The sequence below is a fragment of the Roseovarius halotolerans genome, from assembly GCF_900172255.1.
GTDB lineage: Bacteria > Pseudomonadota > Alphaproteobacteria > Rhodobacterales > Rhodobacteraceae > Roseovarius > Roseovarius halotolerans.
In genome coordinates this window covers 1399982-1420803 of the sequence record NZ_FWFU01000001.1, presented here as the reverse complement: position 1 = coordinate 1420803, position 20822 = coordinate 1399982, and the positions used below count along the sequence as shown (strand labels likewise).

Below are 20822 nucleotides of genomic sequence, written 5' to 3'. Positions count from 1 at the left end.
TGGGGAAGAAGGGCTCAAGACGCGCCATCTGCGCATCCGTCAGCCAGAAAAGATCAGACATGCTCACCGCTCAGTTTTCGAAGCGTGAATCATGCTCCAACGCGGAAATCAATGGGTCCTGAGCCTAAGCGGCACGAACGCTGGAAGCGGCCCGCCGAACATTGCGTCGCGGCGAGTGTGGGAGCCTTATGGACCCGCTGCTTGTTTGCGTGTATGGCGGCTGGGCCCGCGATGGGCGGTCGGCAACTTCGATGGGAGCCACGTTTTCTGAGGGCCTCTGCCGCGTAGCACTGTTCTGTGCGGGGCCGCTGAAAAGAACGATGCCACTATCGCTTATTTGAAGGACGCCGCCTTGACCTCGATTTCTGCCGATCACCGCGAGAACCTGCTCGGCGGGAGCTTCATGATTGGCGCCATGGCCGCCTTCGCCGCCGAAGACGCGCTGATCAAGGCCGCTTCTGAAACGCTGCCAGCCGGCCAAATCCTGATCTTGTTCGGCCTCGGCGGCGCGCTTCTTTTCGCAGCACTTGCCATGATCGATGGGAAACCGCTCTTCAGTGCTGCCGTCGTTTCACGCCCAATGTTGGCCCGTGTCGTCTTCGAAGTCGTCGGCCGGCTGTTCTACGTCCTGGCCCTGGCGCTGATCCCTCTGTCCACAGCGACGGTCATTCTGCAGGCCACGCCGCTCGTCGTGGTGATCGGCGCAGCGGTCTTCTTCGGCGAAAGTGTTGGCTGGCGCAGATGGGGTGCTGTCGTGCTCGGCATGATCGGGGTGCTGGTGATCGTGAAGCCCGGCACGGAGGCATTCTCACTCCTCTCCCTCCTGGCGGTCATCGGTATGATCGGGTTCGCGGGACGGGATCTTGCCAGCCGCGCGGCGCCCCGGTCTCTCGCCACTTCGATACTCGGGCTCTACGGATTCCTTGCCGTTCTGGTCGCGGGAGTGCTCTTCTCATTCTGGCAGCGCGCCCCGTTCGTCGTCCCTGATCGCGACGCTGCGCTCTACCTCACGGTCGCCGTGCCTGTCGGGGTGGGTGCCTATGCCCTTCTCATGCGGGCGATGCGGACCGGTGATGTATCCGCCGTCACGCCGCTTCGCTACACGCGGCTTCTCTTTGGCATTGCGCTTGGAATCGTCCTCTTCGGCGAACGATTGAACACCTCAATAATTGTCGGCTCCGCCTTTATTCTCCTTTCGGGTCTTTTCGTCATCTGGCGCGGGAAGAGAGCCGAGCTTTAGCTCTGGCCCTGTCTCTTGAGAAACGCACGGCCTGTCACCGACTGTCCCCGCGCAAATCGGGAGAATGTCCGCTGAGCCGCCGATCTATGCCGTTCAAAGGTTGGGGATGAATGGCTGGTTCATCGCGTCGAAGCCACCAGCGGGCTACCACCCAAGAGGAAGACCCCACCTGCATAGCCCTTCGACTTTCGCGCACGTAAGCTCTTGATACGGTGGCGGGCCTGAGCTGCCAACAGCGCATATCCAAACAGGATCAGAAAAACGACCGCGCAGGAAATTGCCATAAGGACCTGGAACTGGGGCGCCATTGGGAGTTCCGGGTTCATGAATTGCGCAAGAAAGGCCATGTGGAACCTGATGGTCTTGGGATTGAGAATCCCGGTCAGGAGTCCCGCTCGCAGGTTTGCGGATCGGTACCCGACAAATCCGATGTCGTTCACATCTGCTTCGCGAAGTCAGCGTGCCGTCCGTTTGGACAGTGATCGCACACATGGATACTCGGCGATCAAGAAACTATACTTCTGCCGGGGCAATGTGCTCACATGTCTAGAGGACTGTGAATGGACGATAAATTGATCACCGGACAGTGCCTGTGTGGCACTGTGAAGTTCTGTATATCAGGAGAGTTCGAGAGCTTCTTCCTTTGCCACTGCCGCCGCTGCCGCAAGGACAGCGGTTCGGCCCATTCGGCAAACCTGTTTTCGTCCAAGGCAAAGATCGCTTGGGTCGCAGGTGAGGAGAACATCAAGACATTCCAGCTTTCTGGATCCCGGCACGTGAAGAGCTTTTGCATGGATTGCGGCTCTGCACTGCCGGTTTCTCAAGCAGACGGTGGTCTTATTGTCGTTCCAGCAGGGTCGCTTGATAGCGAGATCGACATACGACCCAACGCACATATCTGCCTTGCCAGCCGTGCGAACTGGGACAACGACCTGGCTTCTGTCGAAAGGATCAACGGACTGCCTCGCTGAGCATGCCTGATGTCAGACACTCATTCTGTCGAAACCGCTCTAGCTGCGAATGGCGGCGATCAGTGTCTCCTGAAATGACTGTGTCTTGGCCGGGTCAAGCCATCGCGTCACGGCGACGATGTCATCCTCGGGATTGATCCAGATGCAATGTCCGCCCGCTCCCAGGGCGCTGAAGGCGTTGGAGGGCAGATTGGGATTGGCGTCAACGCCGCGGTTCAGCCACCAGAGGAAGCCGTACTTGTCGAGTGTCGGTGTCGGGGACACAGATTGCGCCATCCAGTCTTCCGGCAGGATCTGTCGGCCATCCCAGCGGCCGTTCTGGCTGATGAACAGGCCAAAGCGTGCGTGATCATCGGCGCTGATGACCAAGCCGCCGCCCCAGTGGCCGCCGCCGGTAACCGATTGCATGCGCTGGCCGTCAATCTCTACCCAGGATGTGGAGTATCCGTCCCAGCGCCAGCCGTCCGATGCGCCGATCGGGCCCATGATCCGCTCGCGCAGGACATCGGGCAGGGGGCGGCGGAAACGGCACAGCAAGGCATAGGCGAGGGCATTCACTCGCACATCGTTGTATTCATAGTAGCTTCCGGGGCGGCCAACCTGGCGCAGTTGCCCTTTTCGGCTATTGTCCGCGCCGACACCGATCTGCCGAAAATGGTCAATCTGGTCATCCTTGCCGAAGAGCTCCCCGCGCCATTCGCTGTTCATCTGCAGCATGTGGCGCCATGTTATGGCGCGGTTGTGCTCGCTGGAGAAGTGTGGCCCCGCCACGGTGGCGCTGACCGGTTCATCGAGATCCGTGATGAGATTGTCCTGAACGGCGATGCCGGCGAGTACCGAAAGATAGCTCTTCGCGATCGAAAACGTCATGTCGGGACGTGACGTGTCACCCCATTCCGCAACACGTTCGCCGCGATGCAGGATGACTCCGGCAGGACCGCCGCGTTCGGTCACGGGACCGACGACTTCAGCCCAGGGGCCGGACTCGTTCCATTCCGCACTTCCAGCATACCTGCCGTCGGCGTGGTACATGTTCCGGGGCCAGTTGGTTTCATTTGCGAGGGCGATATCGACAACAGATTGAAGGGCCGGGTCTACGGCTTGAGACGTCATGTGGGGTCTTTCTTTTCTTGGGATTGTCGGAGTTTTGAATGCGTGGGCGGGGCGATCTGTGTGGCTGGAACAATGAGAGGTCAAGCGCCTGTATTGACGCGTTCCGCGGAGAGAAGGATGAGTTCCGCCAACCTGTTGATGGCGGGAGTCCGGGTTCGCCAACGGGGGAAGAAGATCACGTATTCCAATGTCAGCTTCGGAACGAAGGGGCGGATCACCATGTTCGGTCTCATACTCGAGCGCGCGACAAACCCATCGGCGACGGAAATTCCCAACCCTCGTGCTGCGAGTTCACAGGCCACGACCCCATTGGGTGTTTCAAGCCGGATGTTTGGCGTCGCTCCCTTCCTTCTGAAAAGCGCGTCAATCCGTTGGCGCATGACCGTGCGGGGACTGTTGATGACCAATGGCTCGTTGATCAGGTCGTCAAGAGACACCTCGTCCTGCGCGGCCAGAGGATGATCCTCGTGCATCACGGCGACGGCATCTACCGATGCCATGGGTTCGATATCTATGGAGCTGTCATCCAGCGGCAGCACCGAAATGCCGACATCGAATTGCTCGCGGCCGAGCCAGATGTCGATGTCGATACGGGTCCGGCTGTCAATCGTGGCGGTGAACTGAGGGTCTTCTTTTGTGAAGGTCGCGATGGCCTCTGCGACGAGGGCATTGGTCACGTGAGGTGCGGTCAGGATGCGCACATGGCTGCGTTGATGGGCTTTGATACGCCGCGCCTCGTTCTCGACTTCGTCAAGAGACGACAGCGCGCGTTCGACCTGTGAGTAGAGTTCGCGCGCTTCGCGGGTCGGATTGAGGCGCCGACCCTTGCGCACGAAAAGGGTGAAGCCGACCTCGTCCTCGAGCATGGACAGAAGCCTGCTGACCTGTGGCTGGGTCCGATGCAGCCTTTCCGCCGCGTCGTTTACCGACCCGCCCTCCATGAAGGCACGGAAGGCCAGAAGACTCTTGTGGTTCACTGCAGCGCCCCCAATCAACACATGCAATTTTCGCATGTATTCGTACGAAAACCGAATTTGACTTATATGATAGGCCTGCGGCAGGTTCGTGCAAAGCATAAAATGCAGCCGGGTCGCCGGCGCGGAAACAGGGTGGTTGATGTCAGACTTCGACGGAAATGGTGCGGCCTGGGTCATGTCCCCGTCGCAATACTTGGAGAAGCGTCCGGCAACATACGCGCTGCCGGAACAGCCGCTCTCGCAGTATGTCGAAATGCATGACGGGTGCAGATTGGCGGTCGATACATACCTGCCGCAATCGGACGACCCAAGTTCCGGCCGCTTTCCGACGATCTTGATCCTGACTCCCTATTACCGCCGGTTCGCGCTTCGGGATGGGTACAGCCCGGCGACAGAGCCCAGCCCGAACATTGCGCTCTACCGTGACTTCTTCGTGCCGCGAGGCTACGCGGTGGTGGTCGTGGATGTCCGTGGCACCGGGGCGAGTTTCGGCACAAGGGACAGCTTTCGCTCGCCGACGGAGCGGGAGGACTTTCACACTATCGCGGATTGGATCGTCGATCAGGATTTTTCGGACGGGACGATCGGTTCCACCGGTATCTCGTATCTCGGGGCCGCGGCGTGTTTCCTTGCAAGTACGGGGCATCCGGCAGTCAAGGCCATCGCGCCGCTTTTCGCGGTCTGGAACACATATGCGGATCATTTCTATCCCGGTGGTGTGCTGCTGAACCAGCTTGCGACGACATATGATGATATCATGGTCGGGCTCGACCACGACCGCCCGGATGTGCTGCAGGCGTTTTCGTATTTCAACAACCCGGATTATGCCGGCCCGCAGCCCGTGGATGAAGACCCCGACGGGGCGCTGAAACGCGCAGCTGTGAAGGAGCATCTGGGCAACTTCCACATGCCGGATTTCATCACCGAATTCAGGTTCACCGATGATCGTCTGCCGTATGATCCGGATTTCGGCAGCCACTCCTTCAGCCCATACCATTATGCCGACACGATCTCGGAAGATGTGGCGATTCTGTCCGTGTCAGGCTGGATGGACGGCGCGGGCTTTGCAAACGGGTCAATTGCCCGGTTCCTGTCCCTGCCAAATCCCGACCAGCATGTGCTGCTGGGGCCTTGGGATCATGGCGCACGCAGCAACGTATCGCCCTGGCGCAAAGAGGCGGGCAGTCAATTTCCCATGATGGGCGCAGTTCTGCGTTTCTTCGACCAATACCTGATGGGGCTTGATACACAGCTGAAAGAGGAAGCGCCCATCCACTATTTCTCGCTGCACGCGGAGGAGTGGCGCGCGGCACAGCAATGGCCCCCGCTCTCCGAGACACGGCGCCTCTACGCTGACAATGACAACACCTTGTCTGCCGATCCGGGTGAGGGGGGTGTGGATCGTTTCCGTGCCGATTTCACCTGGGGAACCGGTTTTGGCACCCGCCACGAGCGTTTGTCGGCGCAGCCGGTCACGGACTACTACACCGACTGGGCGCAAAAGGAGAGCAGTCTGCTGTCGTGGACATCGCCACCGCTGGAATCCGCGTCCGAAATTGCCGGACATCCGGTCGTGAACCTGTCGATAACGTCAAGCGAGGCCGATGCGGTCCTGCATGTCTACCTGTCGGAGCTGGAAGCGGACGGCAGCCTGCGATACGTCACCGAAGGTGTGTTGCGCGCGTTGCATCGCAAGGTCGTTCCTGCGCCCGCGGATCAGAATTGGTCATGGCCGTACCGCGACTACAGTCGCAAGAACAGCGCGCCGCTCGTGCCCGGCGAGCCGGTCGAGCTCAGGTTCGCTCTGTTGCCGACCGCGTGGCGCTTTGAGCGCGGCAGCCGGATCCGCGTCTCCGTCGCGGCAGCGGATGCTGACCATTACGTGCAGTTGCCTTACGGACGCCCGCCCGAGATCGAGATCCTGCGCGGCGCGGATGACGCGACATGGCTCGAGTTGCCGTGGCGCGAAATCGGATAGTCGAACAACAACACCATTAACAAGGAGGAATACCAACCTATGTTACTTTCGAGAACCATATTGGCGAGCGGGATACTTGCGATCACCGCCGCGTCCGCTCAGGCGGGCAAGGAGAACGACACGTTCGTCTGGTCCACATCCACGGAAATGGACACGGCGGACATCTACTATGGCAACCAGCGCGAGGCGCTGATCAATGCCTACGCCATGTGTGACGGCCTGCTGCACCGGGACCCGATCACCAACGAATTCCAGGCTCTGCTGGCGACCAGCTGGGAATGGACCGACGATACCACGCTCGAACTGGAACTGCGTGAAGGTGTCAAGTTCCACGATGGCACCGACTTCGATGCGGAAGACGTGGCCTATACGCTCAACCACGTGGCCGACCCCGACAGCGACATGAAGATCCGCGTCCTGGTGGACTGGATCGACAATGTCGAGGCGGTGGATACCTACAAGGTCCGCATCAACGCCAAGCGGCCGACTCCGGCGGCGCTTCAATACCTGACAGGCACCTCGCCGATCTATCCGTCCGGCCACTATGAGGATGCGCCTGTCGTCCCCGGAGCCGATGGCGCGGAGCGTCGTGACTGGGGCGCTGTTCAACCGGTCTGCACCGGACCCTACAAGCTGGCAGAGTACGTCGCCGGCGAGTCCCTGACGCTGGAGGCCAACCCCGACTATTTCGAGGACAGCCCCAAGGGCAAACCGTCGATCGGGACCCTTGTCTACAAGACGATCAAGGATCCCGAAACTCAGATCGCCGAAGTCGTGACCGGTGGTGTCGACTGGATCTGGGGTGTTCCGCCCGAGAACGCGGAAATGCTTTCGTCCATGGGCAATCTGACCGTTGTTTCCGCGCCTACCATGCGAATGTCGTTCCTGTCTCTGGATGCGGCGGGCCGGACGGGCGATACGCCGATGACTGACCTGAAGGTTCGCCAGGCAATCGCCCATGCCATCAACCGCGAGGCGATCGCCGAGAACCTGGTCGGCGACGGCGCCGAGGTTCAGAAATCCATGTGTGCGCCGGTCCAGTTCGGCTGCGAAACGGATGTGAAGCAATATCCCTACGATCCGGAAAAGGCCAAGGCGCTGCTGGCAGAGGCCGGCTATCCCGATGGCTTCAGTGTCCCGTTCCATGCGTATCGTGACCGCGCATATAGCGAGGCGGTTCTGAACGATCTGCGCGCGGTGGGCATCGAGACCGATCTTCAGTTTCTGCAATGGCGTGCTTTGCGCCCGAAGATCGTCGATGACGAGGTGCAGATCGGCCATCTGACCTTTGGCTCGAACGGGATTCTCGATGTGTCCGCTTCGACAAGCTACTACTTCACGGGCGGCCCCGACGACTATGCGCGTGATGAAGAGGTCAAGGCCTGGCTGGAAGAGGCGGATCGCACCACCGACCAGGAAGAGCGCAAGGCACTGTATTCGAAAGCTTTGAACAAGATCGCGAACCAGGCCTACTACATCCCGCTGTTCATGTACGGCCGGACCTACGCGTTCAACAAGGATCTGGACTATCCGGTAACGCCGGACGAGATGGCACATTTCTACTTGGCCAAGTGGAAGTAACCCAGTCCGATCCAGCAGGAATGCATGTGGAGGGCCAAGTGCCCTCCACATGTTTCGTCAGGAGACCCACATGCTCGTATACCTATCCAAGCGGCTCTTGATGACGTTCCTCGTCATCGCCGTGACATCGGTGATCGCTTTTCTACTCGTCCATCTTTCTGGTGATCCGGCAGCAGCGATGGCGGGCGAGGGTGCCAGCCAAGCCGATATCGAGACTGTTCGGGAGACCTACGGTTTCGATCGACCGCTCTACGTCCAGTACCTGGACTGGGTGAGCCGTGTCGTGACCGGCGATCTTGGCCGGTCCACCTATCTGCGTGCCGACGTGACCGACGTTCTGGCACGACACCTGCCGGTCACCGCCACGCTTGGCGTCTGCGCGTTGGGGTTCGCACTGGCTTTGTCGATCCCGCTGGGGGTTCTTGCCGCTCTGCGGCCCAACACGATGATCGACCGGTTTTCACTCTGGTTGGCCGTCGCGGGGCAGGCCCTGCCATCGTTCCTGTTCGCTTTGGGTTTGATGTATCTTTTCGGTGTCTACCTGCGCGTGCTGCCGATTTCGGGTAGCGAGACCTGGTGGCATTTCATAATGCCGTCGGTCGCGCTGGGCTATTACGCGACACCGGCGATCATGCGCCTTACGCGTTCGGGTATGCTGGACGTGATGCTGTCCGATCATGTGCGCACCGCGCGCGCCTATGGCCTGTCGCCTTGGCGTGTGGTTGTCCGGCACGGGTTGCGCCATGCGATCATTCCCGTCGTTTCGCTGGCTGCCGTGCAGCTTGGTTTCATGCTCGGCGGATCGATCGTCATCGAAACGATTTTTTCACTCAAGGGGATCGGGCATCTCGCGTGGGAGTCTATCCAGCGCGCCGATATCGAGGTGATCCAGGCGATACTCCTCGTCATCGCGGTGGCGTACGCCGTTCTCACCCTTCTTGCCGACCTTCTCAATGCGGCACTTGACCCTCGGATTCGGATCTCATGACTGATTTGACTACGTCCACTCAAGACACGAGCCCGATCTCGATGTCACCGGGCCGGGTCGCGCTGCGTCGCGCCATTCGCCACGGCGGCTTCTGGATTGGCGGCACGATCATTTTCGTGATCGTCCTGATGGCGATCTTCGCGCCGCTCCTGACACCCTACGATCCTTCGGTTCAAAGCCTGTCAGAAGGCTTCGTGCCCCCCGTCTGGGCCGAAGCCGGGAGCTGGGAACACCCCCTGGGCACCGACAATCTTGGCCGGGACTACTTTGCGCGTCTCTTGTACGGCGCAAGGATTTCGCTCGGGCTCGGTCTGCTGACGGTCATCATCTCGGGAACGATCGGAACCGCGATGGGCATCACCGCCGGCTATTGGGGCGGTTGGCCGGATATGATCATCAACTTCTTCATCACGGTGCGGCTGACGCTGCCGGTCGTTCTGGTGGCGCTCGTCGTGGTTGCCCTGATCGGCAGCTCTCTCTGGCTGCTGATCCTTGTGATCGGTCTGTTGCTGTGGGACCGCTTCGCGATCGTGGTGCGAAGCGCGACGCAACAGCTGGCGCAGCGCGAATATATTACGTCAGCGCGTGCAATCGGCAGTTCGACGCCGCGGATCCTGTTCCGGGAAATACTGCCGAATATCACCGGACCGCTGGTGGTGGTGACCTCCATCGAAATCGCACATGCCATTCTGCTGGAAGCTGCGCTGTCCTTCCTGGGACTGGGCGTGCAGCCGCCCGACGTATCGTGGGGGCTGATGGTGGCGGAGGCGAAGGCGCAGCTTCTGTTCCGCCCCTGGATGATTGCGATCCCGGGGGCCGCGCTGGTTTTGCTGATCTTCGCGATCAACCTTGTCGGCGATGCGCTGCGCGACGTTACAACGCCAGAAGGGAAGGCCTGACATGTCCGATGACACGCGAATCCTGAGCGTCCGGGGACTCAATGTGCAGATCCCGATCCCTGGATCGACCTTGTGGCCGGTGCGCGATGTAAACATTGATGTCGGACGTGGCGAGACGGTTGCCGTGGTCGGTGAATCGGGCTGTGGCAAAAGCCTGACGGCCCTGGCCATCATGGGTCTCTTGCCGCGCCAGGCAAAGGTGCAATCCGAAGCCTTGCGCCTGAATGCGGAGTCGCTTGCCGAAGCCAGTCCAAAGCGTTGGCGGCAGCTGCGTGGCGATCGGATCGCCATGATCTTTCAGGACCCGATGACAGCTTTGGACCCCTGTTATCGCATCGGGGACCAGATGTGCGAGATATTGCAGCAGCACCGCAAGATTTCGCGATCCGCCGCAATGAAGCGGTCGCTGGACCTGCTGGGCAAGGTGGGCATTCCCGCGCCAGAGGAGCGGTTGAAGCAATATCCGCACCAGTTGTCGGGCGGGTTGCGCCAGCGTGTCATGATCGCGATGGCGCTGCTGTGTGAGCCCGAACTGATTATCGCGGACGAACCGACGACCGCCCTGGACGTCACGATCCAGGCGCAGATCCTGCGGCTGTTGCGGGACATTCAGCGCGAGACGAATATCGGCCTTTTGCTGATTACCCACGACCTTGGCGTTGTGGCTGGCATGGCTGACCGGATCGTCGTGATGTATGGCGGCGAGGTCGTTGAGGTTGGCACCTGCGACCAGGTGCTGGCCCAGCCGCTGCACCCTTATACCGAAGGGCTGGTGCGTTCGATCCCGGTGCCCGGCGAGACCGAGCAGGGTGAGGCGCTTGGGTATATTCCCGGAATCGTGCCGCGACAGGTGGGCGAGCGCACGGCCTGTGGCTTCGTGGATCGCTGTCCCTATGCGACAAGCGCATGCCGCGAGGAACCGATCGCGATGCGAGACGCCGGCGACGGGCGGCTCATGCGGTGCATTCTGCCTACGGATGGCAGCGCGCGCGATCCGGACGTCTGGATCCTGCCCGATGAAACATCCGCGCAAAGCGCAACCAACAGCGGGAGCCTGTGATGCCCGAAGTTCTGACGATGCGGGGCGTCACCCGCGACTACAGCGTTGGCAGCGGGTTCGCGCGTAAACAGACATTGCGTGCTCTGCGGGGTGTCGACCTGGGTGTTGAACGCGGCAAGACCCTTGGCCTGGTAGGCGAATCCGGCTGCGGGAAAAGCACGCTCGCCAAGATCCTGCTGGGAGTCGAGGAGCCAACGAGCGGTGAAGTTCTGGTCGGCGGCAAACCAATCCAGAGTTATGACCGGATTGAACGTGCGCGCTTGATCCAGCCGGTATTCCAGGATCCGTATTCATCTCTCAACCCGCGCATGACCGTCGAGGCGATCATAGCCGCGCCGATGCGCGTGCGCGGCGAGGGCGGGCGTTCGCTGCAGGCGAAGGTGCACGAACTGGCCGGTGAGGTCGGTTTGCCCAGGCACCTTGTCGAGGCCTATCCCAGCCAGCTGTCGGGCGGACAAAGACAGCGGGTGGCCATCGCGCGGGCGCTGATCGGTGAGCCCGAGATCCTGATCTGCGACGAGCCGACTTCGGCGCTGGATGTCTCGGTGCAGTCGCAGATCCTGAACCTGCTTCACAATCTAAAGCGTCAGTTGAACCTGACGATGATTCTGATCAGCCACAACCTTGCCGTCGTCCACCACCTCGCAGACGACGTTGCCGTCATGTATCTTGGTCAGATTGTCGAGCGCGGACCGAGCCGCGATATCTTCGAGGCGGCGCGGCATCCGTATTCCGACGCCTTGTTGAAGGCTGTGCTGCCGCCGAGAGCCGGCGTGCGCCTGCCCGAAATGGGGCTTGAGGCGGAGTTCCCCAGCCCGGTCAATCCGCCGAGCGGCTGCACCTTTCATCCCCGGTGCCAGAAGGCGCGCGCCCTTTGCGCAGAACAGGCCCCGTGTCGCACCGACGCGGATGCCGAACACAGCTATCGCTGCCACTTTCCAAACAATCTGAAAGATGAAGAATGTCCGCAAGTTTGATCGACTATCGGGTCACCGACTTCCGCGCCTTTGCCGCTGGCAAGCGTTTTGGTGAAACAGGCGCGTATGAGCGTCTGAAGGGCAGGGTGACCTTTCGTGTCGATCCTGCGGCGCCGGGCGTTCGGGATGTGACCGATATAGAGCTGGCCCCCCGTGACGAAACGGGGCGGGTCAGATTTGAGGCGGACTTCTGCATTCTGCGCCCAGTGGACCCGGACAAGGGAAACGGCCGACTTTTTTACGATTACGGTAACAGAGGCGACAAGCGGGCGTTGCAGTTTTTCAACGTAGCCACGGGCAGCAATGACCCGCTGGACGAAGACCATGCCGGCGATGGATACCTCATGAAGCGGGGATACACGGTTGTCTGGATGGGATGGCAGGGCGACCTGCTGCCGGGTGATGGTCGCCTGTTGCTGGACGTTCCGGTAGCCACGCATGAGGGCGCGCCCGTCACTGGAACGATCTGCACCGAATTCATCGCGTCGGAGCATGGACGTCATGAGATGCCGCTCAGTACACAGGCGTCGACGCGAAGCTATCCGGCGGTTTCGCTTGATACGACACGCGCGACGTTGAGCCGGCGCGCCTATGCGACTGCGCAAAGGGAGGAAATCGCGCCGGACGCGTGGGCATTTGCGCGGCTGGAACGGGGTGGAAGTGTCGACAGCAAGAAGACGGATACGGCCCTGATCCCGTCGGACAGCAACATCTATCTGCGCGATGGTTTCGAGTCTGGCTGGATTTACGAGCTGATATACGAGGCACGCGATCCGCTGGTGCTGGGGCTTGGACATGTCGCAGTGCAGCAGTTCATAAGCTACCTGAAAAAGGGTGATGCCAAGGCAGAAGGGCAGCCGGCGCTTGCGCTCTGCCCATATGAAAAAGCCTATGCATGGGGGCGCTCGCAGACGGGGCGGTGCATTCGCGATTTCATCTATCTGGGGTTCAACGATGACGGCCAGGGAAACCGGGTTTTCGATGGCGTGATGCCGCACGTGGCTGGCGCAGGCAAGATGTGGATGAACCACCGCTTCGCGAATCTCACGCTGTTGCCCGGTCAGGAGCATGAGAACCACTTTTCGCCCGTGGACAGTTTTCCGTTTTCGTATGCCCGTAGCAGGGATCACCTGACGGGGGCCGAGGACGCCATTCTGAAGCGGCCCGAGACGGACCCGCTTGTCATCCACACCGATACATCTGCCGAATATTGGCATCGGCGTGCGTCCCTGGTGCATACCGACACGCAGGGCGAAGACCTGGAGCAACCCGACGGCGTGCGGATCTACCTTTGGGCAAGCTCGCAGCATTTCGCGGATCCGCTGATGACTGCGCCTGTTGCCGGGCTTGCTCAGACCATGTGCAACGTGGTCGCGACGCATTACTTCTTTCGTGCCGCGCTCGACCGGCTTGACGCGTGGGCAACCGATGGTGTCTCGCCGCCGCCGAGCCTGTATCCGAAGCGGGCAGAGGGGACGCTGGTGACGGAGGAGGAATGGCGCGCGGCCTTCCCCGCGATCCCGGGCGTGGCCCTGCCGCGGGGGCCAAGCAAGTTGGAACAACTGGATTTCGGCGCCGATTTTGCCGAGACGGGCGCCATTGGCGCGCCTGCGCGCATCGTGTCGGAGCAGGGATACGCGGTTCTCGTGCCTGCCGTGGACGAAGATGGAAATGACCTTGGCGGGCTGCGCGCGCCGATGGCCGCAGCACCCCTGGGAACCTATACCGGGTGGAGCCTGCGTCGGCGTGACATGGGACATGGCGCGATGGTCGGGATCACCGGCAGCTACATACCATTGCCCGACACCGACGAAGAACGCAGTCAGACCGGTGATCCGCGCGCATCCATTCTGTCGCGCTTTGCAGATTCGACCGCCTACGAAAAGGCAATCCGTGAAGCGGCGGAGGCGTTGTGCAAGCAGGGCTACATTCTGGAAAGTGATATCGCCGCCTGTGTCGCACTTGCGCAGGATTGGGGGCGCCCGAGACATCTGACACGCCTGCCGGTCGCAGCTGCACGAAATCGTTCGGGCTTCGGAGGCACCAATAAATGACACGCGATGCGATGATCGTCTGTCCGCAGCCCGAGGCCGCCGAGGCGGGTGCGGATATCCTTCGGATGGGAGGCAATGCCATCGACGCCGCCGTGGCCTGCGCCTTTGCGCAAGGGGTTGTCGACCCGTTGATGTGCGGGATCGCGGGCTTTGGTAGCATGGCCGTCTACCGCCCCGAAACCGGAAAGACGGAGTATCTGGATTTCCACGCCCGCGCGCCGCTCGCTGCACATGCCGACATGTGGGCCGATCTGGTCGAGGGCGAAACCCGTGACGGGTTCGGTTTCGTCTTGAAGGGTCGGATAAATGACCTCGGCTATCAGTCCATCTGCGCACCCCCGGCATTGCGGGCCTATGCAGAGGCTCATGGGAAGTATGGCAGACTGCCCTGGGACACCGTGCTGGCGCCGGCCATCGAATGGGCAGAAGAGGGATATTTCGTACGCCCTGCCATGCAGACCTTCTTTGCCGAAGGATCCGGCATGGGGCGTGCCGCTACCTCCGAGAGACTGGGCTTCAGTGCCGAAGGTCGCGCGCTTTACTGCCGGGAGGATGGCCAGCCCAAGGCGACCGGAGCAGGGATCCGCAATCCGGATCTTGCCAAGACGCTGCGCATCATTGCCAGCGAAGGCGCAGACACGTTCTATAGCGGCCTGATCGCACAACAGATACTTGCGGATATGGAGGCCAATGACGGCTTGCTGACCGCAGCGGACTTAGAGGGTTGCGCAGCCGAATGGAGCGCGCCGCTCGAAGGCAGCTATCGCGGTAGAAGGATCGTGACGAACCCGCCACCGGGTGGCGGGGTGATGCTGCTGGAGATGCTGAACATTCTCGAGAGTTTCGATCTGGCCGATCTGGGGCATAACAGCCCCGCCTATATCGCCCTCGTGTCGGAAGCGATGAAACGCGCCACGATCGACAAGGACCGCTTTGTCGGCGACCCGCGTTTCGTGGATGTGCCGCTCGAGCGCCTCACGGACAAGGATTACGCCGCAGGCCTTGCCGCCGAGATACGTCGTGGCGAACGCGCGACGGTGCAACGCCTGCAGGCGACGGATGTGGTGCCGCGCGACACGACGCATATCTCGGTGACGGATGGCGACGGCAATTGCGTATCCATGACCCATTCGCTCGGGATGCCGTCCGGCGTCATCACGCCCGGTCTCGGCTTCATGTATAACGGATGCATGGGCGTGTTCGATCCGCGCCCGGGCCGGACTGGATCCATTGCCCCCGGCAAGTCGCGTTTCAGCGCGATGTGTCCCACCATCATGTTCGACGATCAGGATCCGACACTGGTGCTCGGCGCGCCCGGCGGGACACAGATCGTGATGGGGGTCCTTCAGACGATCCTGAACAGTGTGGATTTCGGCATGCCGGTTTCCGAAGCTGTCTCGGCTCCGCGCTTTTCATCGACCGGTAATGCGATCGATGTGTCCAACAGGATTCCGCGGTCCGTGACCAGGGCACTGGAGGCCGATGGCCGGGATGTTATCCGAAATCCCTACGGCCATACGATTGGGTGGGTTCACGCGATCAGCCTTGCGGACCGGCGGATCGACGGCATGGCGGATCCGGGCCGTGACGGGGTGGCATACCGTGTGACACCTGCGGAAGTCATGTCGAAATGACCACCGAAGGATCGCTGCGTTGCGCAGAGCGATCGATGGAGATGTATCTATGAACTATGGCGCCACACGGCCCGATTGCCTTGATTTCAACCCGTTCAAAGCGATCGTCTCACCGCGACCCATCGGCTGGATCGGCACGCTGGATGACGGTGGTTGTGCGAATCTGGCTCCCTATTCCTTTTTCAACGGATTGGGCGCCTATCCAGAGCAGGTTTACTTTGCCAGCGATGGCGCCAAGCACAGCTTTGTCAATGCCAAGGACCGCGGCGAATTTACATTTTCCCTGGCGACAGAAGAGCTGGCCCAGGCGATGAACATTTCCGCCGAGAGTTTGCCGTACGGGACGAGCGAGTTCGATGCCGCGGGTCTCGAACGGGGTAATCCGGTTGAGATTGCGACGCCTTTTGTTGCAGCAAGCCCTGCAGCCTTCGAATGCGTTACGATCCAGACCCTGCAGTTGGAGGACCGGAACGGGAAGCTGATCGATCGTTACATGGTCATTGGCGAGGTGGTCCGTACCCATATCCGCGATGAGTTTATCCGCGATGGCCGTTTCGATACATTGAAAGCCCGTCCGATAGCGCGGATGGGTTATCGCGATTACACGACCGTCAACGAAGCCTGGGAACTGATGCGTCCCGATGATTGAAGGCAGATGACCCCCCAACGCAGCTGAAATGCGGTCACGATTGCCAACTGCTGGTGCTGTCAGGCGAATTCGAGCCAGTCCCAGTCGGGGCAGGAGACCTGCTCCTCATGTCATGCTGGGGGCGCGCGACTGGTCGAGAGCGGCGGTGCGGTTCCGTTCGAAATCTGACCTTCCGCAGAGGTTGCGCTCCGGGTCTGACATTGTGCGTCGCTCGTGAAACCGGGGCGCAACGTACCGCAGTGAAAGCGGAAACCGGACATAAAGCTCTGCGATCAGACGGACGATTTCCTGGATGCGATGGCCTGCCCACCTGCTCAAATCGTTCGCGATGAATTGTTCCTGATCGCGGTGACGAGTCCCGGCGGCGGGTGCAGCCTCAATCTGCTTCCAGAACCGGAAAGGAGGATGCGCCACGCATCGGACAACACGATCAGTCCCGCAGAATGCGCCGCATGGAAGTGGGCGCGGGCGAAGTTTACGAAAACCGTAAAAAACTCAATGCATTATGATTCATGTGGTAGGCCCGGAGGGACTCGAACCCCCAACCAAAGCGTTATGAGCGCTCTGCTCTAACCAATTGAGCTACAGGCCCGACCTGGGGCTTTTGCTAAGCTGGCAGAGCAGGGGCGTCAAGGCTTTCAGATTGCGCCGGGGAGGGGGATCGTCTAACGGAGAGCCAGGATTTTCTGGAGGGCCGAGAATGAGCGAACGCAGGAATGGTCTGACCTATGCGGATGCGGGCGTGGACATCGATGCGGGCAATGCCCTGGTCGACCGGATCAAGCCCGCCGCCAAGCGCACCGACCGCCCCGGCGTGATGGCGGGGCTGGGTGGTTTCGGGGCGCTGTTCGACCTCAAGGCGGCCGGATATAGCGACCCGATCCTGGTGGGTGCGACCGACGGCGTGGGCACCAAGCTGCGCATTGCCATCGATACGGGCAACGTGGACGGCGTGGGCATCGACCTGGTGGCCATGTGCGTCAACGACCTGGTGTGCCAGGGCGCCGAGCCGCTGTTTTTCCTAGATTATTTCGCCACCGGCAAGCTTGAGACCGACAAGGCCGCGCGGATTGTCGAAGGGATCGCCGAGGGTTGTGTGCGTGCCGGTTGCGCGCTGATCGGCGGCGAGACGGCCGAGATGCCGGGCATGTATCCAGCGGGCGATTTCGACCTTGCGGGTTTTGCCGTGGGCGCGATGGATCGGGGTGCGGAGCTGCCCGCAGGTGTGGCCGAGGGTGATATCCTGCTGGGGCTGGCGAGCGACGGCGTGCATTCCAATGGCTACAGCCTCGTGCGCAAGCTGGTCGAGATCTCGGGGCTGGACTGGCAGGATGACTGCCCCTGGGCGACGGGCACGCTGGGCGAGGCGCTGCTGACGCCCACGCGGCTTTATGTGAAACAGGCGCTGGCGGCGGTGCGCGCGGGAGGCGTTCATGCGCTGGCGCATATCACCGGCGGGGGCCTCAGCGAGAACATCCCGCGCGTCTTGCCCGAGGGGCTGGGCGTGGCGGTCGACCTTGACGCATGGGATCTGCCGGCGGTCTTTGGCTGGCTCAATGAACAGGGCGGCATGGAGCAGAGCGAGCTGCTCAAGACCTTCAATTGCGGGATCGGCATGGTGCTGGCGGTCGCGCCCGACAGGGCCGCGGCGCTGGAGGCGCTGTTGAGCGAGGCGGGCGAGCGGGTTTGCCGCATGGGCCATGTGATTGCGGGCGAGGGCGTCATCTATAGCGGACGGCTTAAGTGACGCATGAACGGGTCGCCATCCTGATTTCGGGCAGCGGGTCGAACATGGTCACGCTGGCCGACAGTATGGTGGGCGATCATCCCGCGCGCCCGGTGCTGGTTCTGTCCAACCGCCCGGATGCGGGGGGCCTTGAAAAGGCGGCGGCGCGGGGCATTCCCACGGCTGTGGTCGATCACCGGCCCTTCAAGGGTGATCGCGCCGGTTTCGAGGCCGCCTTGCAGGCGGTGCTGGACGCGGCCCGGCCCGATATCATCTGCCTTGCCGGCTTCATGCGGGTTCTGAGCGCGGATTTCGTGCAGCATTGGCAGGGCAGGATCCTGAATATCCACCCGTCGTTATTGCCGAAGTATCGCGGGCTCGACACCCATGCGCGCGCGCTTGCCGCCGGTGAGAGTGAGGCGGGTTGCACCGTTCACGAGGTGACACCGGCGCTGGATGACGGCCCGGTTCTGGGACAGGCAACGGTGCCGGTCAGGCCCGGTGACACGCCCGAAACGCTGGCCGCGCGGGTGCTGGAGCAGGAACACAGGCTTTACCCCGAGGTGCTGCGCCGCTTTGCGGCGGGTGACCGGCGCCCGGTGATGCTGAACTGAGCGGGCGAGCCCATTTTCATTCCGCCGCGCTTTGCCTTATACCGGGTGGAAAGTGCCGCGCGGACGCATTTGCAGGAGCATACACCCTTTGATGAAGACACTGACCACCACCGAGGAGCTTGCCGAATTCTGCACCCGCGCACGGGGCTTCGATTATGTCACCGTCGATACCGAGTTCCTGCGCGAGCGCACCTATTATTCCAAGCTCTGTCTTGTGCAACTGGCCGTGCCGGGCGACACCCGCGACGATGCGGTGCTGGTCGATCCGCTCGAAGGCGGCCTGTCGCTTGAGCCGCTTTACGAGCTGTTCCGCGATCCGTCTGTGGTCAAGGTATTTCATGCCGCGCGCCAGGATCTGGAGATATTCTATGTCGATGCGGGCGTCATTCCCGAGCCGATGTTCGACACGCAGGTGGCGGCGATGGTCTGTGGCTTTGGCGAGCAGGTGGGTTACGAGACATTGGTGCGGCGCATCGCCAAGCAGCAACTGGACAAGACCTCGCGTTTTACCGACTGGTCGCGCCGCCCGCTGACCGAGGCGCAGAAGAAGTACGCGCTGGCTGATGTGACGCATCTGCGCGACATTTACGAGTTTCTCGCACGCAAGCTGGAGCAGACAGGACGCGATAAATGGGTCGCCGAGGAATTGCGCACGCTGACCAACCCCGAGACCTATGTCGTCAAGCCCGAGGATGCCTGGAAACGCATCAAGACGCGCAACGGGTCGGGGCGGTTCCTGGCGGTCCTTCGCGAGCTGGCGCGGTTTCGCGAAGGCTATGCGCAGTCGCGCGACGTGCCGCGCAGCCGGGTCTACAAGGACGATGCGATGGTCGAGCTGGCCTCGACCAAGCCGGCGACGTTGCAGGACCTGTCGCGCTCGCGCCTGTTGTTGCGCGAGGCGCGCAAGGGCGAGATCGCCGAAGGTATCCTGAAGGCCGTGGAGGAGGGGCTGAAATGCCCGCCCGAAGATATGCCCAAGCTCGACACTGCGCGCAGCAAGCTGCAGGTGAATCCGGCGCTGGCTGATCTTCTGCGGGTGCTTCTGAAGGCCAAGAGCGAGGAGTTCGGGGTGGCCTCGAAACTGATCGCCAGCGCCTCGGATCTTGACGAGCTGTCGGCGGGCGCACGCGATCTGCCGGCGTTGAGCGGCTGGCGGCGCGACGTGTTCGGAGGGGATGCGTTGCGGCTGTGCGATGGCGAGATCGCATTGGCGGCACGCGGCAAGGATATCTGCACGGTCGAGCTTTAGCCGCGCGGCAAAGGTAAGCGCGCGGCGTGGCCCATATGGCGCGCCGGGTCTAGCGGCTGCTGGTCTGGCTGTTGCGCAGGCCGACGACGCGAATCGCGGAAATCCGGGACAGGTCCTGATCCGACACGAAACGTCCGGCATGGACGCGGCGCGTGGCCTCGGGGCCCTGGGGTGTGTCGTCGGGCTGCATCGCCCTGAGCTCCAGCGTCAGAAGCCCATCGACCGGCGTGCCATCGTTGGCGGCGACGAGGCGCACGTCATAGGCGCCCTGGCGCAGGGTCCGGCCGGTGACCCGGATGATCGCGCCGCCACCCGAGGGTTCGACCGAAAGTGCGGTGATCTGATCGACGGGGCTGCCCAGATAGGGTGCCTCCTGGTTGCGGCGCTTGAAGATGCTGCTGCTGCGATCGGGGATCAGCGGATTCGTCTGACCGGGATCCTGCGCCGGAACCGGTGCGGAACGGCTGTTGCCGAACCAATTGACCGGATTGATCCGCGAGTCGCGCCAACCACACGCCGAAAGCGCCATCGAAAGGATCACCAGAACTGCAATAGATTTCCGCATCACGACCGCCCCTTTGCCTTTCCCCTCGGTTACCCTATCCGGGCCGAGTTGAAAAGGTGCAAGCTGGGTCTGGACCTTCGCTTCTTGGCGACTTAGGTCTGAGACAGGCAGATCGGAGCGCTACCATGGCCAGCGAGGCATTCGAGGAGATTGTCGCGGATTTCGAGTTTCTCGAGGATTGGGAAGACCGATACCGCTATGTGATCGACAAGGGCAGGGCGATGGACCCGCTTGAGGATGCGTTGAAGGTGCCGGCCACCAAGGTCGAGGGTTGCGCCAGCCAGGTCTGGCTGCATCCGCGCATCGAGGCGGGGCGGTTTTCGTTCGATGGCGACAGCGACGCGATGATCGTGCGCGGGCTGATCGCCGTGTTGCGCGCGCTTTACAACGGGCTCGCGGTCAGCGAGGTGCCGAAGGTGGATGCGGCGGGTGAGCTGGCACGGTTGGGACTCAACGAACATCTTTCGGCGCAACGCTCGAACGGGTTGCGGGCGATGATCGAGCGAATCCGTGGGGTCGCCGCCGAGGCGGCATGAGCGGTGCACCG

The 20822-nt window shown here is 61.7% G+C and carries 19 protein-coding genes and 1 tRNA gene; 15 read left to right on the top strand and 5 right to left on the bottom strand.

All coding sequences use genetic code 11. The features are described 5' to 3' along the window. Window positions 1-403: 403 nt before the first annotated feature. Entirely contained in the window at window positions 404-1240 is an 837-nt protein-coding gene (locus ROH8110_RS06880; RefSeq protein WP_085817055.1) for a DMT family transporter, read from the top strand. A 119-nt stretch (window positions 1241-1359) separates the two neighbouring features. On the opposite strand, the gene ROH8110_RS06875 is transcribed toward ROH8110_RS06880, so the two are convergent. Then, window positions 1360-1680 carry a LysE family translocator gene (locus ROH8110_RS06875; protein WP_085816896.1) on the bottom strand — a complete coding sequence of 107 codons (321 nt, stop codon included), beginning with the start codon at window positions 1678-1680 and terminating at the stop codon, window positions 1360-1362. A gap of 120 nt (window positions 1681-1800) precedes the next feature. Between ROH8110_RS06875 and ROH8110_RS06870 the strand changes: the two genes are divergently transcribed. Then, entirely contained in the window at window positions 1801-2211 is a 411-nt protein-coding gene (locus tag ROH8110_RS06870; protein WP_085816895.1) for a GFA family protein, read from the top strand. Window positions 2212-2250: 39 nt separating this feature from the next. Here the strand turns inward: ROH8110_RS06870 and ROH8110_RS06865 are convergent, their stop codons facing one another. Continuing rightward, on the bottom strand, window positions 2251-3243 hold the full coding sequence (locus ROH8110_RS06865; RefSeq protein WP_211330725.1) for a serine hydrolase domain-containing protein: 993 nt from the start codon (window positions 3241-3243) through the stop codon (window positions 2251-2253). A 161-nt stretch (window positions 3244-3404) separates the two neighbouring features. Beyond that, complete coding sequence (locus ROH8110_RS18445) at window positions 3405-4478, bottom strand: LysR family transcriptional regulator (protein ID WP_121143610.1); 1074 nt, start codon at window positions 4476-4478, stop codon at window positions 3405-3407. On the opposite strand from ROH8110_RS18445, the gene ROH8110_RS06850 reads away from it, so the two are divergent. The 9 genes from ROH8110_RS06850 (at window position 4477) to ROH8110_RS06810 (ending at window position 16121) form a co-directional block, all read left to right on the top strand. Next, window positions 4477-6279 (top strand): CocE/NonD family hydrolase, encoded by a 1803-nt coding sequence (locus tag ROH8110_RS06850; protein WP_217808219.1) that lies wholly within the window; start codon window positions 4477-4479, stop codon window positions 6277-6279. The two genes, ROH8110_RS18445 and ROH8110_RS06850, sit on opposite strands and share 2 nt — an antisense overlap. 39 nt (window positions 6280-6318) lie before the next feature. Next, window positions 6319-7860 (top strand): ABC transporter substrate-binding protein, encoded by a 1542-nt coding sequence (locus ROH8110_RS06845; protein ID WP_085816891.1) that lies wholly within the window; start codon window positions 6319-6321, stop codon window positions 7858-7860. A gap of 70 nt (window positions 7861-7930) precedes the next feature. Continuing rightward, window positions 7931-8848, top strand: coding sequence for an ABC transporter permease (locus ROH8110_RS06840; RefSeq protein WP_085817054.1), 918 nt, complete (start codon window positions 7931-7933; stop codon window positions 8846-8848). Further along, window positions 8845-9747: an ABC transporter permease gene (locus ROH8110_RS06835; RefSeq protein WP_085816890.1), complete on the top strand. Its 903-nt coding sequence runs from the start codon at window positions 8845-8847 to the stop codon at window positions 9745-9747. The genes ROH8110_RS06840 and ROH8110_RS06835 overlap by 4 nt, the downstream gene beginning before the upstream one ends. A 1-nt stretch (window position 9748) precedes the next feature. Then, the gene (locus ROH8110_RS06830) at window positions 9749-10807 is read left to right on the top strand and encodes an ABC transporter ATP-binding protein (RefSeq protein ID WP_085816889.1); all 1059 of its coding nucleotides are present in this window, start codon (window positions 9749-9751) and stop codon (window positions 10805-10807) included. Beyond that, entirely contained in the window at window positions 10807-11784 is a 978-nt protein-coding gene (locus ROH8110_RS06825; RefSeq protein ID WP_085816888.1) for an oligopeptide/dipeptide ABC transporter ATP-binding protein, read from the top strand. The genes ROH8110_RS06830 and ROH8110_RS06825 overlap by 1 nt, the downstream gene beginning before the upstream one ends. Next, window positions 11769-13838 carry an alpha/beta hydrolase domain-containing protein gene (locus ROH8110_RS06820; protein ID WP_139837392.1) on the top strand — a complete coding sequence of 690 codons (2070 nt, stop codon included), beginning with the start codon at window positions 11769-11771 and terminating at the stop codon, window positions 13836-13838. The genes ROH8110_RS06825 and ROH8110_RS06820 overlap by 16 nt, the downstream gene beginning before the upstream one ends. Continuing rightward, complete coding sequence (ggt, locus tag ROH8110_RS06815) at window positions 13835-15472, top strand: gamma-glutamyltransferase (RefSeq protein ID WP_085816886.1); 1638 nt, start codon at window positions 13835-13837, stop codon at window positions 15470-15472. Before ROH8110_RS06820 ends, ggt begins: the two co-directional genes overlap by 4 nt. Window positions 15473-15521: 49 nt before the next feature. Then, window positions 15522-16121 carry a flavin reductase family protein gene (locus ROH8110_RS06810; RefSeq protein WP_085816885.1) on the top strand — a complete coding sequence of 200 codons (600 nt, stop codon included), beginning with the start codon at window positions 15522-15524 and terminating at the stop codon, window positions 16119-16121. Window positions 16122-16636: 515 nt separating this feature from the next. Here ROH8110_RS06810 and ROH8110_RS06805 read toward each other — a convergent pair. Beyond that, window positions 16637-16713: transfer RNA gene (locus ROH8110_RS06805), tRNA-Ile, on the bottom strand. A 108-nt stretch (window positions 16714-16821) separates the two neighbouring features. On the opposite strand from ROH8110_RS06805, the gene purM reads away from it, so the two are divergent. From purM to rnd, 3 genes are all read left to right on the top strand, one after another. Then, window positions 16822-17868, top strand: coding sequence for a phosphoribosylformylglycinamidine cyclo-ligase (gene purM, locus ROH8110_RS06800; protein ID WP_085816884.1), 1047 nt, complete (start codon window positions 16822-16824; stop codon window positions 17866-17868). Beyond that, entirely contained in the window at window positions 17865-18461 is a 597-nt protein-coding gene (gene purN / locus ROH8110_RS06795) for a phosphoribosylglycinamide formyltransferase (RefSeq protein WP_085816883.1), read from the top strand. Before purM ends, purN begins: the two co-directional genes overlap by 4 nt. A gap of 91 nt (window positions 18462-18552) precedes the next feature. Beyond that, window positions 18553-19710, top strand: coding sequence for a ribonuclease D (gene rnd, locus ROH8110_RS06790; protein WP_085816882.1), 1158 nt, complete (start codon window positions 18553-18555; stop codon window positions 19708-19710). A 49-nt stretch (window positions 19711-19759) separates the two neighbouring features. On the opposite strand, the gene ROH8110_RS06785 is transcribed toward rnd, so the two are convergent. Further along, the gene (locus ROH8110_RS06785) at window positions 19760-20275 is read right to left on the bottom strand and encodes a hypothetical protein (RefSeq protein ID WP_085816881.1); all 516 of its coding nucleotides are present in this window, start codon (window positions 20273-20275) and stop codon (window positions 19760-19762) included. Between the two features lie 125 nt (window positions 20276-20400). Here ROH8110_RS06785 and ROH8110_RS06780 point away from each other — a divergent pair, with 125 nt between their 5' ends. Next, complete coding sequence (locus ROH8110_RS06780) at window positions 20401-20811, top strand: SufE family protein (protein ID WP_085816880.1); 411 nt, start codon at window positions 20401-20403, stop codon at window positions 20809-20811. Window positions 20812-20822 lie beyond the last annotated feature (11 nt).